Raw genomic sequence first — 14,869 nt, 5'->3', positions numbered from 1 at the left:
CCCGCCACAGAGTGTCATGAGCCAGGCCACATCACCACCAGGGGGGCACCTCTTGTCCGTCTTTTCACCACGCGTCCCGTCCGCCGTCTCACCGCGCGGCCGCCTCGGGCGCCGCTTGACCCAGCTGTACGCCGGGCTCACGCTGTACGGCGCGAGTTCCGCCCTGCTCGTCCGGGCGGGCCTCGGCCTCGAACCCTGGAACGTGCTGCACCAGGGACTCGCCGAACTCACCGGCCTGACCATCGGTGTCGTGACGATCGTCGTCGGCGCGGCGGTCCTGCTGCTGTGGATCCCGCTGCGCCAGCGCCCGGGTCTTGGCACGGTCTCCAACGTCTTCGTGATCGGCCTCGTCATGGACGCCACCCTCGCCCTCGTCCCGGCCGCCCACGGCCTGGCCGTGCGCGTCCCCCTGATGCTGGCCGGCATCCTGCTGAACGGCGCGGCCACCGGCCTCTACATCTCGGCGCGCTTCGGTCCGGGCCCGCGCGACGGCCTGATGACGGGGCTGCACCGGCGCACCGGCCGCTCGATCCGGCTGATGCGGACGGCCGTCGAGATCGCGGTCGTGGCCACCGGCTTCGCCCTGGGCGGCACCATCGGCGTGGGCACCCTGCTCTACGCGCTCGCCATCGGCCCGCTGGCCCAGCTGTTCCTGCGGGTGTTCGCCGTCCCGGAGGCATCCGGGGGCAGCACGGTCGTTGCCACCGGGACACCGGAGAGGGTCATACTGCGTCCGTGACCCCGACGCTCCCCCGGCCCGTACGCCACCCCTATCTGGACCATCCCGGCCCGCTCGCCTTCGCCCACCGGGGCGGGGCCGCCGACGGGCTGGAGAACACCCTGGCCCAGTTCCGGCGCGCGGCCGAGCTGGGCTACCGGTACATGGAGACCGACGTGCACGCCACGGCGGACGGCAGGCTCGTCGCCTTCCACGACGCGACCCTGGACCGGGTCACCGACGGCGCGGGCCGCATCGCCGACCTGCCCTGGGAGGACGTGCGCCACGCGCGCGTGGCCGGCCGGGAACCGGTGCCCCTCTTCGTGGAGCTGCTGGAGGCCTTCCCCGAGGTCCGCTGGAACGTCGACATCAAGGCCGAACCGGCCCTGCGGCCGCTGCTGGAGCTGATCGAGCGCACCGGCTCCTGGGACCGCGTCTGCGTGGGCTCCTTCTCCGAGGCGCGGGTACTGCGCGCGCAGCGGCTGGCGGGCCCCCGTCTGGCCACCTCGTTCGGCACCCGGGGCGTGCTGGGCCTGCGGCTGCGCTCCTGGGGGCTGCCGACGGCGGTGCGGCGCTCGGCCGTCGCCGCCCAGGTGCCCGAGGCCCAGTCGGGCGTCCCGGTGGTCGACGAGCGCTTCGTACGCGCCGCCCACGCGCGCGGGCTGCACGTGCACGTGTGGACGATCAACGAGCCCCGGCGGATGCACCGGCTGCTGGACCTGGGCGTCGATGGCATCATGACCGATCACATCGACACGTTGCGCGCGGTCATGGAGGACCGGGGCGTCTGGGTGCCCGCGGGCTGAGCACCGCGCGCCCCGTCCCCGCGTCCCTGCCCCGCGCACGGCACTTGGGCGGGGAAGCGAGGGCGCGGGTGGACACCGACACCGTGCGGGCACAGGCGGCCGACGAGGCCGTGGCACTGCGGCGCGAGCAGCGCGGCTGGTACTTCTACGACTGGGCGTGCTCGGTCTACTCCACGAGCGTCCTGACCGTGTTCCTCGGGCCCTACCTCACCTCGGTCGCCCGGTCGGCGGCGGACGCGGACGGCTTCGTGCATCCGCTGGGCGTCCCGGTCCGGGCGGGCTCCTTCTTCGCCTACTCCGTGTCCCTCTCGGTGATCCTGGCGGTCCTGGTGATGCCCCTGGTGGGCAGCGCGGCGGACCGGAGCGGCCGCAAGAAGCCGCTGCTGGGGGCGGCCGCGTACACCGGGGCCGCCGCGACGACGGGCATGTTCTTCCTGGACGGCGACCGGTACCTGCTCGGCGGCCTGCTGCTGATCGTCGCCAACGCGGCCCAGTCCGTGGCGATGATGCTCTACAACTCCTATCTGCCGCAGATCGCCCCGCCCGAGGAGCGCGACGCCGTCTCCTCCCGGGGCTGGGCCTTCGGCTACGCGGCGGGCTCCCTGGTCCTCGTCGCCGACCTGGTCCTGTACTCCGCGCACGGCTCCTTCGGCCTGTCCGAGACGGCGGCGGTCCGCGTCTGTCTGGCCGCGGCCGGCCTGTGGTGGGGCGCCTTCACCCTGGTACCGCTCAGGCGGCTGCGCGACCGGCGCGCGCGGGCGGTGGCGGGCGCCACCGCCCCCGGCCTGCGGCAGCTGGCCGCCACCGTCCGGGACATGCGCCGGCACCCGCTGACCCTGGCCTTCCTGCTGGCCTACCTCGTCTACAACGACGGCATCCAGACCGTGATCTCGCAGGCCTCGGTCTACGGCTCGCAGGAGCTGGGACTGGGCCAGTCGACGCTCATCGTGGCCGTGCTGCTGGTGCAGGTGCTGGCGGTGGGGGGCGCGCTGGCGATGGGGCGGCTGGCGCGGACCTACGGCGCGCAGCGCACCGTTCTCGGGTCGCTGGTCGCCTGGACGGTCACGCTCGGGGCCGGGTACTTCCTGCCGGCCGGGGCGCCGTTGGGGTTCTTCGTGCTGGCCGGCGCGATCGGGCTGGTGCTCGGCGGCAGCCAGGCACTGTCCCGCTCGCTCTTCTCCCACCTGGTGCCGCCCGGCAAGGAGGCCGAGTACTTCTCGGCGTACGAGATGAGCGACCGCGGGATGAGCTGGCTGGGGCCGCTGCTGTTCGGGATCACCTACCAGCTGACCGGAAGCTACCGCTCCGCGATCATCTCGCTGGTGACGTTCTTCGCCATCGGATTCGTGCTGCTGGCGAGGGTCCCGGTGCGGCGGGCGGTCAGCGAGGCGGGGAACCCGGTTCCGGAGAAGATTTAGCACTGATTTAGCACTCAACACGAAAGGGCGGTAGTGTACGCGTTTGGCCTGCCAGGCGGACCGTTACTGCGCGTCAAAGATGCCGAAACGCTGGGTGACATCTGCTAGCAGATGTGACAAACCGGGCGCTGGTGGGTACAACAAGGGGCGGCTACGACGGCGACGCATGACCCGGAACGGGACCCGGAACGGGAATCTTTACCGCCGACCGGACGTTGACCGGATGACGACGACAGCGACACCTGTCCTGTGGGCGACAAGCCCGGGAGGCACGATTCATGAGTGAGCGAGCTCTTCGCGGTACGCGCCTCGTGGTGACCAGCTACGAGACGGACCGCGGTATCGACCTGGCCCCGCGCCAGGCCGTGGAGTACGCATGCGAGAAGGGGCACCGCTTCGAGATGCCCTTCTCGGTCGAGGCGGAGATCCCGCCGGAGTGGGAGTGCAAGGTCTGCGGAGCCCCTGCACTCCTCGTGGACGGCGACGGCCCTGAGGAGAAGAAGGCCAAGCCCGCGCGTACGCATTGGGACATGCTGATGGAGCGGCGCACCCGCGAGGAACTCGAAGAGGTCCTCGAGGAGCGTCTGGCGGTTCTGCGCTCCGGGGCGATGAACATCGCGATTCACCCCCGGGACAGCCGCAAGAGCGCGTAGTCCCTTCGGGGCTGGGCCACATACAGCGCAACGTGAGTAACCGCGGGCGCCGTACGTCAGGTATGACGTACGGCGCCCGCGGTTTTGTGTCCGGCCCGGATTGCGCCCGGCGGCGAGCCGCCGGGCGCAATCCGGGAGGGTTCAGTGGGTCAGCGGTGGGCGCTGCTCCCAGGGGGCGTCCCCCGGCTCGTTCCTGATGACCTCGCCCTGCACCACCCTGCCGTCGGGGCGGTGGACGCGGACCTGCTGGAAGGCGTCGCCGAGGCTGCCCGGGGCGGCCGCGCGGAGCTTGCGGTCGAGCGTGCGCTCGGCCCAGCGGCTGACGCCCTTCTGCACCGGGGGCACCAGGAGCAGCAGGCCGGCCGCGTCGGAGAGGAGGCCCGGGATCATCAGCAGCAGACCGCCGAGCATCATCAGGCCGTTGCCGCCGCCGCGTTCCGGTGAGCCGCCCCGCTGCAGTGCCTCGTTGAGGCTCTGGAAGGCCCGTCGGCCCGCCCGTTTGATGACCACGGACCCGGCGACGAAACCCGCCACCAGCAGCAGGAACACAGCGAACCCGCTCGCCGCTCCGGCGACCAGGGTGAGCAGCCAGATCTCCAGGACCAGCCAGGCGGCGACGCCCAGCGGCAGGTACCTGCGCAGCCCGGAACGCCGGGGCCGGGTGGTGGACGGAGGGGTCTGAGCGCCAGTCGTCATGCCCCCAGTGTGCCTGGGCAGGGCTCAGGGCGGGATAAGGGGATGATCGACGACGGAGCCCGCGCGGTCACGCGGGCCGGGCCCGACCGGACGCTAGGCGCGCGTGCCCTTGCCCTTGCCCTTGAGCTTGGCGACGCGGTCCGCCGCACCCCAGGCGGTGACCCGCCACAGGGCCTCGACGAGGATGTCCTTGCTCATCTTGGAGTCGCCGAGTTCACGCTCGACGAAGGTGATGGGCACCTCGACCACGTGGTAGCCGGCCTTGACCGCGCGGCGGGCCAGGTCGACCTGGAAGCAGTAGCCCTGGGAGGCGACCTCGCCGAGGCCGAGGCCCTCGAGGGTCTCGCGGCGGAAGGCGCGGTAGCCGCCGGTGATGTCGCGCAGGGGCAGGTCGAGGGCGAGGCGGGAGTAGAGGCTGCCGCCCCGCGAGATGAACTCCCGCGACTTGGGCCAGTTGACGACCCGGCCGCCCGGCACCCAGCGCGAGCCGAGCACCAGGTCGGCGCCCTTGAGCGCGGTCAGCAGTCTGGGCAGCTCCTCGGGCTGGTGGGAGCCGTCGGCGTCCATCTCGACCAGCACGCCGTAGCCGTTGTCCAGGCCCCAGCGGAAGCCCGCGAGGTAGGCGGCGCCGAGGCCCTCCTTGCCCTTGCGGTGCATGACCTGGACGTTGTCGTCCTCGGCGGCCAGTTCGTCGGCGAGCTTGCCGGTGCCGTCCGGGCTGTTGTCGTCCGCCACGAGTACGTGCGCCTCGGGGACGGCCTTGCGTACCCGGCCGACGATGGACTTGATGTTCTCCGCCTCGTTGTAGGTCGGAATGATCACCAAGGCCGTGCCGAGCGGACCGAACTGCCTCCCTTGGGTGTTGGCCTCAAGGGTCCCGTCGCCGTGGTTCACTGCTGCCCCTTCGTGTTCGTACGCAGGGCTCCACCATAGTGGGAACAGAGGGGGGTGGTGTGACAGCCCGTTCGTTTGGTGGTGTCGATTCCCCAAGAGTGGGGTAAGAACCTGGTTTATGGTACCCGAGATCTGCCACTGCGGATGGGGGCCCGGCGCCCTTCGGGCCGACCTGGGACCCGCTGGCTGCGGGTCGACCGAAAGCCGTTGTCTACTGAGCGTCCGGGCCCCACCCGGGTCACACCTTCCCGACCGGCCGGAACGATCCCTCGTCGGCGCGGGCGCTGAGCCTGGCTCCCAGTGACGGTGCCCCGGTGCGGCACACCGTCCCTGACCCAGCGGCGCTGCGACGAGTTGCGCGAAAGGCTCCCCGGTCGGGCGTCCGGTGGTGGACGCCGCCGAACCTACCGGCCCCCGGCCGCTGACTGTCAACACGTGTCCCACCTGCGCGAACAGCGCCAAACTCCTGGTCAGCGGGGAGGATGCGCAGGTCGCGCGACGGGGCGGCGGCGGGCGACCGGGACCGCGCCACCCCGGGAGATCACTCGCCCGGCCGTACGAACACCGTCCGTCCGCCGACCACCGTGCGCAGGCAGACCGGCAGGTCACGGCCCGGGGTCAGGTCGGGCAGGCCGGGGGTGCCGGAACGGGGGTCCGTGGACCAGCGGGCGACCCGGTCGTCGGGGGCCTGGACGATCAGCTCGTCGGTACGCCAAACCGCGTAGTCGGCGGGCGCGCCGGGTACCAGGACACCTGCGTCGTCCCGGCCTACGGCCCGCCAGCCGCCCCGGGTGTGCGCGGTGAAGGCGGCGCGCACCGAGACCCGGTGCTCGGGCGTGCGGTGGAAGGCGGCGGCGCGGACCGTGCCCCAGGGGTCGAGGGGGGTGACCGGGCTGTCGGAGCCGAAGGCGAGGGGGACCCCGGCCCGCAGCAGGGCCGCGAACGGGTTCAGGGTCCGCGCCCGCCCGGCGCCCAGGCGCTGGGCGTACATGCCGTCCTCACCGCCCCACAGGGCGTCGAAGGCGGGCTGCACGGAGGCGGTCAGGCCCAGCTCGGCGAAGCCGGCGACCGTCTCGGGGGTGAGCATCTCGGCGTGCTCGACGCGGTGGCGGGCGGCGCGGACGCGGGCGAGGCCGAGCTTCTCCGCAGCGGCGCGCACGCCCTCCACGACGGCGGTCACGGCGGCGTCGCCGATGGCGTGGAAGCCCGCCTGCAGACCTGTTTCGGTGCAGGCGACGACGTGGGCGGCGACGGCGGCCGCGTCCAGGTAGGCGGTGCCGGTGTGCCCGGCGTCGGCGTAGGGCTCGTGCAGGCAGGCGGTGTGCGAGCCGAGGGCGCCGTCGACGAAGAGGTCGCCGGCCGCGCCCACGGCGCCCAGGGAGCGCGCCCGGTCGACGCCGTCGCCGTCCCGCTCGGCCCAGTAGCCGATCACCCGCGGGCCCGGCTGCTCGGCGGCGAGCCGCAGCAGGCCGGTGAAGTCGTCCTCGGAGGAGATCTGCGGCCCGCCGCACTCGTGCACGGACCCGATGCCGAGTGAGGCGGCGTGCGCGAGGGCTGCGCGCTGGGCCTCGGCGCGCTGGGCCGGGGTGACGGCGGCGAACGCGGCGGCCCGTACGGCGTGGTGGTCGTCGCCGGTGAGCGGCGCGTCCTCGCGGGTCACCGCGCCCGGGACCAGGTCCAGCAGGGCGGTGGTGACGACAGCGGAGTGGACGTCGATGCGGGACAGGTAGAGCGGGCGTCCGCCGGTGGCCCGGTCCAGTTCCGCGCGGGCCGGGGGCCGGCCGCCCGGCCAGCGGGCGGCGTCCCAGCCGTGGCCCAGCAGGACGCGGTCGTGCGGGCGGGCGGCGGCGAAGTCCCGGACGAGCGCCAGGGCCGCTTCGAGGGAGGGGGCGTGGGACAGGTCCAGGCCGGTCAGGGCCAGGCCCGTGGAGGTGGTGTGCACATGGGCGTCGGTGAACGCCGGGGTGACCAGGGCGCCGTCCAGGTCGAGCACCTCGTCGACGCCGTCCGCGAAGGCGTCGGCGGCGCCCTCGGAGCCGACCCAGGCGACCTGGCCGCGCTCCACGACCATCGCGGTGGCGAAGGGGTCGGCGGGACTGTGGACCTCGCCGCGGCGCAGGAGGACGGTCTTGGGGTCGGCGGGGCGTTCACTCATGACCGACAGTCTCTCGCGCGCGGAGGGATCCGCCGCACGCGGGGGCGGGCGGGTCAGACCTTCGGCGGCCGGGCCTCGTACGGCGTCGACAGCACCACGGTCGTCCGGGTGGACACACCCGCCAGCGACCGCACCCGGGCGAGCAGTTCCTCCAGTTCGTGCGGGGTGGCCACGCGCACCTTGAGGATGTAGTTCTCGTCGCCCGCCACACTGTGGCAGGCCTCGATCTCGGGAACGCCGGCCAGGCGGTCCGCGATGTCGTCGGGGGCGCTGGGGTCGAACGGTTTCACCGAGATGAACGCCGTCATCGGCAGGCCCACGGCCTCCGGGTCGACGACCGCGGCGTAGCCGCGGATGACGCCACGCTGTTCCAGCCGGCGCACCCGCTGGTGCACGGCCGACGTGGACAGACCCGTGGCCTTGCCCAGGTCTGTGTAGCTCATCCGCCCGTCCTTGACGAGCAGCTGCACGATTTGACGGTCCAGCTCCTCCATGGCGCAAGAACCTACAGTGCGCCTGATCTCCTCCGATACCCGAGCAGCCCAGGTCGGGGCCGGTTCGTGATGTGGCCGAGAGCCGGCGGTGAGCCGTCCGAGGGACAAATCCGCCGCACCGGGCACCTGCGGGGGGCATGTGACGAACGCCACATCACCCGGGCGGGCTCCGTGATGTTCTCGTGATTACCGCCGAGACGGGGCGGGAAGTGCTTGCTGTGGTCGAGGCCGCAGTGCCTTCACGGCCCAGCCCGAGGGGGAGAATCCCATGCAGAGTCTTCAGCGCCCTGGTCGCACCACGTCCAAGCGGCAGCAGCCGGTCGTCGAGCCCGAGCCGGAGGGCGTCGAACCCGACGCCTACGACATCGAGGAACTCGACGCCTACGACACCTTCGAGATGTACCGGGTGATCTGCCCGGACTGCGCGCAGCCCATCGCGCTGCTGGCGGACGAGGAGGTCCTGCCGGAGCACGCGCTGTGCGCGTCGCCGTGGAACCCGTTCGGCCTCACGGTCTGTGCCGGTACGGGCCGTACGGCGGCCGAGGCCCGGCCGGCGGACGAGTCCGTCGAGCCCCAGGAGCAGGACACCGCCCTACTGCTCACGCTCCCCCAGGGTCTGAACTGGCGGACGCAGCCCTTCTCGCACGTCGGCGGCCCGGGCTCGCGCCCGATGCGCGTACCGGCGATGCGCCGCGAAGCGGCCTGAATCACCTCACCGCGCCCCAGCGGCCGCCCTGCGCCATGGCCGGCGGATCGCCGTGGTGCAGGTCCGGTGCGCCCGGGGCCGACGGGTCCGGGTCCGCCTAGTGCCCCAACAGGCAACGTTCGCCCCGTCGCGACGCCCGGCACGCGCCCCCGCCCTCGAACCGGCTTCGCCGCCTCGGGCGGGGGGACCTCCTTCGCCGCACCGGCCGAAAGCCCAAGTACGTCCAGTACGAGGACTTCCGGTCGGCACTCCCCCAGCCTCCGGCCGGGGGGGGACCCCAGAGCACGCACCGGACGCCGCTCCTCAACGGGCAAACGTCACCTGCCGCGGCACCAGCGCAGGGCCGGCGCCGTCGCTCCCGGTCGGGGACGCCCGGAACTCACGCGCGATTCCGCCGGGCGGTGACCTGTCCGGCTCCCCCCGCGTTGCCCGGACATGACCCCCACGTACTCGGCGACCTGGCGTCAGCGCCGCGTGTTCGTCCCGCCGCCGGCAGAATCGGTTCCGCCGTCCCTGCCGCAGGACCCGCCCATCTACAGCGACCTGATGCGCGTCTGGACCGACCGGGGGCGCACCGTGCCGGGCCGCCACGACCCGGAGTGGGTCAGGCTGGCGGCCCCGCTGGTCACCCTGGGCCAGTTCAGCGACCCTCGGGTCCCGCCACATGGCGGGCGATGACCATCCGCTGGATCTGGTTGGTGCCCTCGACGATCTGCAGCACCTTGGCCTCCCGCATGTAGCGCTCGACCGGGAAGTCGGCGGTGTAGCCGTAGCCGCCGAGGATCTGGACGGCGTCCGTGGTCACCTTCATCGCGGTGTCGGTGCAGTGCAGCTTGGCCATGGCGGCCTGCTTGGCGAACGGGCGGCCGGCGTCGCGCAGCCGTGCCGCCGCGAGGTACAGCGCCCGCCCGGCCTCGATCTGCGTCGCCATGTCGGCGATCATGAAGCGCAGGCCCTGGAAGTCGGAGATCGGCCGTCCGAACTGCAGGCGGCCGGTGGCGTAGGCGACCGCCTCGTCCAGGGCCGCCTGGGCCAGGCCTATCGCACAGGCCGCGATGCCGAGCCGTCCGGAGTCGAGCGCGGCCAGGGCGATGGCGAAGCCCTGCCCCTCCTCGCCGATGCGCCGCTCGTCGGGCACCCGTACGCCGTCGAAGTGGACCTGGGCGGTCGGTGAGCCCTTCATGCCCATCTTCTTCTCCGGCACGGCGCCGCTGAGGCCCTCGGCGTCGCCGGGCACCAGGAAGGCCGTGATCCCGCGCGCGCCCTCCTCGCCGGTGCGTGCCATCACGGTGTAGAAGTCCGCGATGCCGCCATGGGTGATCCAGGCCTTGGTGCCGTTGATCACCCAGTCACCGCCGCGCCCGGCCGCGCTCGCGCGGGGGGACCCGCCGTCGTCCCGTACGGCCCTGGTGCGCAGGGAGGCCGCGTCCGAGCCGGAGGACGGCTCGGAGAGGCAGTAGGCGCCGAGCAGGCCGCCGCTCAGCATGGCGGGCAGGTGTTCGACCTGCTGCTGCTTGGTGCCGTAGGCGGCGAGGGCGTAGGAGGCGAGGGTGTGCACGCTGACGCCGAGGCCGACGGTGAGGCGGGCCGCCGCCAGCTCCTCCAGGACCTGCAGGTACACCTCGTACGGCTGGTCGCCGCCGCCGTACTCGGAGTCGTAGGGCAGGCCGAGCAGCCCCGACCGCGAGAGCAGGGTGAAGACCTCGCGCGGGAAGCGTCCGGCGTCCTCCTCCTCGGCCGCCTTCGGCGCGATCTCGCGCTGTGCGATCTCACGGACGAGCGAGATCAGGTCCCTCGCCTCTTCCGTGGGCAGTTGACGCTCCACCGGCTGCGGGTCGCGGTCGGACATGGCGTCGGTCTCCTCCCTGTCGGGCACATCGGCGGACGCGCGCCTCGGGTGGGGCGGCTCCGCCCGGTGGTTCCGGTTCGGCCGCGGTGTGCGCTCCCGGGTCGCGGAAGCTGCTGACCAGCGGCTGTGCGCTGTGAGTATGCCCGATCAGCGACCGTCCGTCACCAGTTAACGACCGCTCACTTGAAGATTCCACCCGAGGCTTCAGGGCGCCTCGAAAACGGCCCGAACCGTGCCTGTGACGGGGGCGTCGAGGGCAGCGTGCCCGGCCGCGTCAGGCGTCGCGGCGGGCGTCCCGGGGAGTCGGGTAGGAGGGGTCCATCTCCTCGATGGCGCGCAGGGCTCCGCCGAGGGTCTTCACCAGCAGCTCGCGCATGGTGTCGCGGGACAGGAGGGGGCGGTCGATCCAGTCCAGGGTGGCGCCCTCGACGCTGCACACCCAGGCGAACAGACCCGCACGGGCCAGCGGGGTGATGTCACTGCGGCCGTAGGCGCCCTCGGCGATGGTCACGACGATCGCCTCGCGCACACCGTCCCGGATGGCGTGCACCTCGGTGTCGAAGCCGACGCCGCCGCTGACGATGGTGCGGTAGGCGGCCTGGTGGTGCTCGGCGAAGCGCAGGTAACTGTCGATGGTGCGGTGCACGCGGTCGACGGCGGGCAGTTCCAGGCCGCTCGCGGCGAAGGTGACCAGGTCGGCGACGGAGTCCTGGATGATCGCCAGGTAGTAGCCGCGCTTGGACCGGAAGTAGTAGTAGATCAGCCCCTTGGCGACATGCGCCTGCTTGGCGATGTCGTCCATGGACAGCGCGTCGTAGGACGTGTCGGCGAACAACCTCCGCCCGATGGCGATGAGTTCGGCACGACGCGCCACGGAACGCTCGGTTCCGCGCGGCCGGGAACGGGGCACGGCACGCTGTGGACTGCTATTCAATTTCGACCCTGGTCTCAACGGGCGGCGGGACATCGGCAGTATGTCAGAACAGCGTCGGACGCCTGGTCGAAGAAGCGCCCTCACCAGGGGGCCCAAAGTCCCGCCGACGACGTCACATCAGGCCGAGCCGGGTCACCAGCATCGCGACCACCGCGACCAGGATCCAGCCCGCCACGTGCTCGAGGATCTTCGGGCCGTCGTCGTCGGGACCGCCGGTGCGTGGGCGGGCGGCGGTGGCTGCGGGTGCGGGTGCGGGTGCGGGTGCGGTCATGGTGTCTCGCCAAGGTCTGCTGTGCGGGTGGACTCCCCCCACCGTTTCGTCCACCTTGCCACCCATGACGGCTTTCGTGACGGAGAGGTTGGTCACAGGCGGGTTCGACCGGTTCAGCAGACGCCCACCGCGGCGAGCGCCTTGCTCTGGCGCGGGCTCGGCCGGGCCGGGAAGTAGAGGTAGCAGACGCCACCGGTGCCGGAGACGACCTTGCCGCTCGCGTTGTACCGCTTGGTCCTGAGCCAGATGTTCTCGAACTCCCGCCGCAGGTAGACGCGTCGCACGGCCTCGTCGCTCGCGGAGGCGGGATCGTTGGCGATCACATCGCCGCCCGCGGTGAAGCCGATGACGGTCATCAGGTGCCCGGAGGTGCCGTAACCGGCCCCGGTCAGCTCCTCCTTGAGGAAGGACTGGGACGTCATGGCCGGGATGCCGGCCGCGATGAGCGTCTCCAGGTCGGTGAGCGAGCCGAGCCGGGTGACCACACCCTGGAGGTCCTTGAAGGTGGCGGCGTAGGCGGCGTTGAACGGCCAGTTGCCGCAGCCCTGGTACTGGTAGTCGTAGGTGAACCGGGCCGCGTGGTCCACCTGCGGGTCGGCGTAGGACGGGTCGACCCAGGCCAGCTGCCCGGGAGTGAGCCGGCCGCCCCAGTACTCGATGATCATCTGCGAGGAGGTGGGGCTGCACCAGGCCTCGCCGCCGTTGTCGTACTCGGGGTACTGGCCCTTGTGGATCTCCTGCGAGTAGCGCGGGACGCCCAGCTCCTGGGCGAGGCCCGGGGAGGAGGCGGGGACGGTGAAGCGGTCGGGGACGTCGGAGCCCATGGCGCCGAGCCGCCAGACGGTGGGGGTGGCCTCGGTGCCGGGCTTGCGGTAGAGGGTCAGCCGCAGCCGGTACGACGCCAGGCGCAGGCCGGTGGTGGCGTCGTCGATGGCGAGGGTGTCGGTCCAGACGGTGCTCCGGCCGTCGCTCTGGCCGTCCACGGAGGTCCGCTTGATGTCCTGGTCGCCGGCGGCCCAGCGGCCCATCACGTACCAGGGGGTGGCGGTGCCGTCGGTGTACGTGCCGCGCAGCTCGACCTGGAGCCAGGTGCCGTCGGGGGTGTGCGCGTTCCAGGAGGCGATGGCCTCGGTGGCGGGTACGGCGAGCTGGTGCACCGGACCGGTCCAGGTGGCGTAGTCCCAGGTGGCGGTGGTGTGGGTGTGCGGGTCGGTGTACTCGGTACGGCCCGCGGGAGTGCCGATGACGACGCCGGGCCGCCGACCCGCGACGGCGCGGACGCCCTGCCCGGCACCGCTCTGCCAGTCGACGTACGTCGTCCAGGCGTGGTAGTCGACGGGGCGGCCGGGCACCTGGGCGGGGTCGGCCCGGGCGGCGTCGGCGGCCGGGGCGACCGCGGCCGCGGCGGGTGACGCCCCCTGGGCGACGGCGGCGGCGACCGCGGCGGCCAGAACGGTTCTGCGGGACGGCTGTTCGGCTCTGCTCATGGGCGCGCGCCCCCCAGGTGTCCGAGTCGGAACTGATCCGGTCCGCCCACTATGAAGCAGCCGCCATGCCCCTGCCAGCACTTCGGCCCGTGCCACGCCCACCAATATTGGTCTGGCCCAATGACGGCGCTCCGGCGGGAGGGCGGGGGCCGGAAGGCACACCCTCCCTGCCGGACCCCGCCCCCGCCGAAACCCGCCGGAGCCGTCAGATGAGGTCCATGGCCGCCACCTCGTCCGGGCGGCCGTAGCTGATCGGGCCCTGGAAGCGGCGGCGGGCCGTGGCGTACCACCAGATCGTGGCGATGAGCAGGACCGCGGCGAGGGCGATCGGGGCGTAGTTGAAGGAGTCGGTGGTGATCGGTGAGGCCTGCGGGAGCATGAACAGGATGCTGCTCAGCAGGATCCAGATCACCGCCACCCAGCCGATCGGCTTGCTCCAGCGGCCCAGGTTCCAGGGGCCCGGCTGGAACTCGTCGCCGAGCCGGAGGCGGAGGAAGACCGGGACGGCGTAGGCGAGGAAGAGCCCGACGACGTTGACGCTGACGATCGCCGTGAACGCCGTGTGCGACCACCAGCCCGGCAGCACCAGGGCCAGCGAGCAGCCCACCGCGAGCCACACCGCCTTGACCGGTGTACGGGTGCGCGGCGAGACCGAGTGCCACCAGCGCGAGCCCGGCATGGCGCCGTCCCGGGAGAAGGCGAAGATCTGCCGGGTGTTGCTGGTGAGGTTGGCGAGGCCGCAGAAGAGCATCGCGCCGATCACGACCAGCAGCAGCGCCTTGGCCCAGCCCATGCCGAGCCCGTCGATCAGAATCTGCACGGGCGGCGCGGAGGAGCCGGCCACCTTGCCGTAGTCGCTAATGCTGTAGACCAGTGCAAGAATCAGGATGAGGCCGGTGATCGCCGAATAGCCGATCGACCGGGTGATCCCCTTGGGCGCGTTGACCGTCGCCCGGACCGTTTCCTCGGACATGTGGAAGCTGCCGTCGAACCCGGTGAAGGTCCAGCTGGTGACCAGCAGACCGAGCATGCCGCCGTAAAGGCCGTTGCTGAACCCGGTGTTGTTCACGAAATGCGTCACGAACGACGCGGACTGATGATGGTCCGGCATCACGATCAGTGTGCTCACGATCACCACCAGTCCGATCAGCAGCCACCATACGGATATCCGGTTCAGCACGGCGACGAGCTGGACGGTGTAGGTGTTGGCGAGCCCCTGGCCCACGATGACCAGGGCGGTGATCAGGACCGTCTGGTGGGCGGTCGGCACGTACGAGGACCACTGCAGGGCGATGAAGGCCTGGATGAAGGTGGCGGCCGCGTAGCCGGTGGCGGCGGTGCCGCCGATCTGCCCGACGAAATTGAGCCAGCCGGTGTACCAGGACCAGGCGCCCTTGTGCCGTTTGGCGAGCTTGCCGGCGGAGAAATACAGCGCCCCGCTCGTCGGATAGGCGGAGGCGACCTCCGCCATGGCGGCGCCGATGAAGAGCACCATCACGGAAACACCGATCCAGCCGAACACGAGAATGCGCGGACCGCCCGCGTTCATGCCGTATCCGAAGGACGAGAAGATTCCCGAGAGGATATTGATGATGGTGAAGGAGATCGCGAAATTGTCGAACGCCTGGAATCGGCGGGTGAGTTTTCGGGGATAACCCATCGCATGCAGTGTCGCGTCGTCGTCGAGCACGACCGCGTCTTCTCCCCCGCGGGCCTTCGCCCGTGGGTTCGATGTCCGTTCCGACACAGATCGGCCTTTCTCTCACAGGGGGCAGGGCAGGTGCGGGT

The 14,869-nt window shown here is 71.9% G+C and carries 15 protein-coding genes; 6 read left to right on the top strand and 9 right to left on the bottom strand.

Annotation, left to right across the window (positions count from 1 at the left end):
• The first annotated feature begins 16 nt into the window (after positions 1–16).
• From ACFYMM_RS24565 to ACFYMM_RS24550, 4 genes are all read left to right on the top strand, one after another.
• Positions 17–739: a YitT family protein gene (locus ACFYMM_RS24565; protein WP_388389998.1), complete on the top strand. Its 723-nt coding sequence runs from the start codon at positions 17–19 to the stop codon at positions 737–739.
• Positions 736–1,524, top strand: coding sequence for a glycerophosphodiester phosphodiesterase (locus ACFYMM_RS24560; RefSeq protein ID WP_388389996.1), 789 nt, complete (start codon positions 736–738; stop codon positions 1,522–1,524). The genes ACFYMM_RS24565 and ACFYMM_RS24560 overlap by 4 nt, the downstream gene beginning before the upstream one ends.
• A gap of 68 nt (positions 1,525–1,592) precedes the next feature.
• Positions 1,593–2,942 carry an MFS transporter gene (locus ACFYMM_RS24555; protein WP_388389994.1) on the top strand — a complete coding sequence of 450 codons (1,350 nt, stop codon included), beginning with the start codon at positions 1,593–1,595 and terminating at the stop codon, positions 2,940–2,942.
• Positions 2,943–3,220: 278 nt separating this feature from the next.
• Positions 3,221–3,595 carry an RNA polymerase-binding protein RbpA gene (locus ACFYMM_RS24550; protein ID WP_351492306.1) on the top strand — a complete coding sequence of 125 codons (375 nt, stop codon included), beginning with the start codon at positions 3,221–3,223 and terminating at the stop codon, positions 3,593–3,595.
• Positions 3,596–3,736: 141 nt separating this feature from the next.
• On the opposite strand, the gene fxsA is transcribed toward ACFYMM_RS24550, so the two are convergent.
• The 4 genes from fxsA to ACFYMM_RS24530 all read right to left on the bottom strand — a co-directional run bounded on the left by fxsA (position 3,737) and on the right by ACFYMM_RS24530 (position 7,834).
• Complete coding sequence (fxsA, locus tag ACFYMM_RS24545) at positions 3,737–4,291, bottom strand: FxsA family membrane protein (protein WP_388389991.1); 555 nt, start codon at positions 4,289–4,291, stop codon at positions 3,737–3,739.
• A gap of 93 nt (positions 4,292–4,384) precedes the next feature.
• A complete protein-coding gene (locus ACFYMM_RS24540) occupies positions 4,385–5,185 on the bottom strand; it encodes a polyprenol monophosphomannose synthase (protein WP_388389989.1) in 801 nt (266 codons plus the stop codon).
• A 541-nt stretch (positions 5,186–5,726) separates the two neighbouring features.
• On the bottom strand, positions 5,727–7,340 hold the full coding sequence (locus ACFYMM_RS24535) for an amidohydrolase (RefSeq protein WP_388389987.1): 1,614 nt from the start codon (positions 7,338–7,340) through the stop codon (positions 5,727–5,729).
• A 53-nt stretch (positions 7,341–7,393) separates the two neighbouring features.
• Positions 7,394–7,834, bottom strand: a complete 441-nt coding sequence (locus ACFYMM_RS24530) for an Lrp/AsnC family transcriptional regulator (protein WP_030951019.1) — start codon at positions 7,832–7,834, stop codon at positions 7,394–7,396.
• A 268-nt stretch (positions 7,835–8,102) separates the two neighbouring features.
• Between ACFYMM_RS24530 and ACFYMM_RS24525 the strand changes: the two genes are divergently transcribed.
• Both ACFYMM_RS24525 and ACFYMM_RS24520 read left to right on the top strand, forming a co-directional pair.
• Positions 8,103–8,540 carry a hypothetical protein gene (locus tag ACFYMM_RS24525; protein WP_388389985.1) on the top strand — a complete coding sequence of 146 codons (438 nt, stop codon included), beginning with the start codon at positions 8,103–8,105 and terminating at the stop codon, positions 8,538–8,540.
• Positions 8,541–8,975: 435 nt separating this feature from the next.
• Complete coding sequence (locus ACFYMM_RS24520) at positions 8,976–9,218, top strand: hypothetical protein (RefSeq protein WP_388389983.1); 243 nt, start codon at positions 8,976–8,978, stop codon at positions 9,216–9,218.
• Here the strand turns inward: ACFYMM_RS24520 and ACFYMM_RS24515 are convergent.
• The 5 genes from ACFYMM_RS24515 to ACFYMM_RS24495 all read right to left on the bottom strand — a co-directional run bounded on the left by ACFYMM_RS24515 (position 9,181) and on the right by ACFYMM_RS24495 (position 14,828).
• On the bottom strand, positions 9,181–10,389 hold the full coding sequence (locus ACFYMM_RS24515) for an acyl-CoA dehydrogenase family protein (protein ID WP_388389981.1): 1,209 nt from the start codon (positions 10,387–10,389) through the stop codon (positions 9,181–9,183). The two genes, ACFYMM_RS24520 and ACFYMM_RS24515, sit on opposite strands and share 38 nt — an antisense overlap.
• Positions 10,390–10,663: 274 nt before the next feature.
• Complete coding sequence (locus tag ACFYMM_RS24510) at positions 10,664–11,323, bottom strand: TetR/AcrR family transcriptional regulator (protein ID WP_388389980.1); 660 nt, start codon at positions 11,321–11,323, stop codon at positions 10,664–10,666.
• Positions 11,324–11,435: 112 nt separating this feature from the next.
• On the bottom strand, positions 11,436–11,594 hold the full coding sequence (locus ACFYMM_RS24505; RefSeq protein ID WP_388389978.1) for an SCO1431 family membrane protein: 159 nt from the start codon (positions 11,592–11,594) through the stop codon (positions 11,436–11,438).
• A 113-nt stretch (positions 11,595–11,707) separates the two neighbouring features.
• Complete coding sequence (locus ACFYMM_RS24500; protein WP_388389976.1) at positions 11,708–13,081, bottom strand: peptidase C39 family protein; 1,374 nt, start codon at positions 13,079–13,081, stop codon at positions 11,708–11,710.
• 205 nt (positions 13,082–13,286) lie between these two features.
• Complete coding sequence (locus ACFYMM_RS24495) at positions 13,287–14,828, bottom strand: amino acid permease (protein WP_388389974.1); 1,542 nt, start codon at positions 14,826–14,828, stop codon at positions 13,287–13,289.
• Positions 14,829–14,869 lie beyond the last annotated feature (41 nt).

This window comes from Streptomyces sp. NPDC006739, assembly GCF_042869815.1.
In the GTDB taxonomy this organism is placed as follows: Bacteria; Actinomycetota; Actinomycetes; order Streptomycetales; family Streptomycetaceae; genus Streptomyces.
This window is presented reverse-complemented; position numbering and strand designations above follow the sequence as displayed.

Coding starts and splice junctions, on each gene's coding strand:
- ACFYMM_RS24565 (WP_388389998.1), top strand. CDS start 17: ATGAGCCAGGCCACATCACCACCAGGGGGGCACCTCTTGTCCGTCTTT.
- ACFYMM_RS24525 (WP_388389985.1), top strand. CDS start 8,103: ATGCAGAGTCTTCAGCGCCCTGGTCGCACCACGTCCAAGCGGCAGCAG.
- ACFYMM_RS24520 (WP_388389983.1), top strand. CDS start 8,976: ATGACCCCCACGTACTCGGCGACCTGGCGTCAGCGCCGCGTGTTCGTC.
- ACFYMM_RS24505 (WP_388389978.1), bottom strand. CDS start 11,594: ATGACCGCACCCGCACCCGCACCCGCACCCGCAGCCACCGCCGCCCGC.
- ACFYMM_RS24535 (WP_388389987.1), bottom strand. CDS start 7,340: ATGAGTGAACGCCCCGCCGACCCCAAGACCGTCCTCCTGCGCCGCGGC.
- ACFYMM_RS24500 (WP_388389976.1), bottom strand. CDS start 13,081: ATGAGCAGAGCCGAACAGCCGTCCCGCAGAACCGTTCTGGCCGCCGCG.
- ACFYMM_RS24550 (WP_351492306.1), top strand. CDS start 3,221: ATGAGTGAGCGAGCTCTTCGCGGTACGCGCCTCGTGGTGACCAGCTAC.
- ACFYMM_RS24515 (WP_388389981.1), bottom strand. CDS start 10,389: ATGTCCGACCGCGACCCGCAGCCGGTGGAGCGTCAACTGCCCACGGAA.
- ACFYMM_RS24530 (WP_030951019.1), bottom strand. CDS start 7,834: ATGGAGGAGCTGGACCGTCAAATCGTGCAGCTGCTCGTCAAGGACGGG.
- fxsA (WP_388389991.1), bottom strand. CDS start 4,291: ATGACGACTGGCGCTCAGACCCCTCCGTCCACCACCCGGCCCCGGCGT.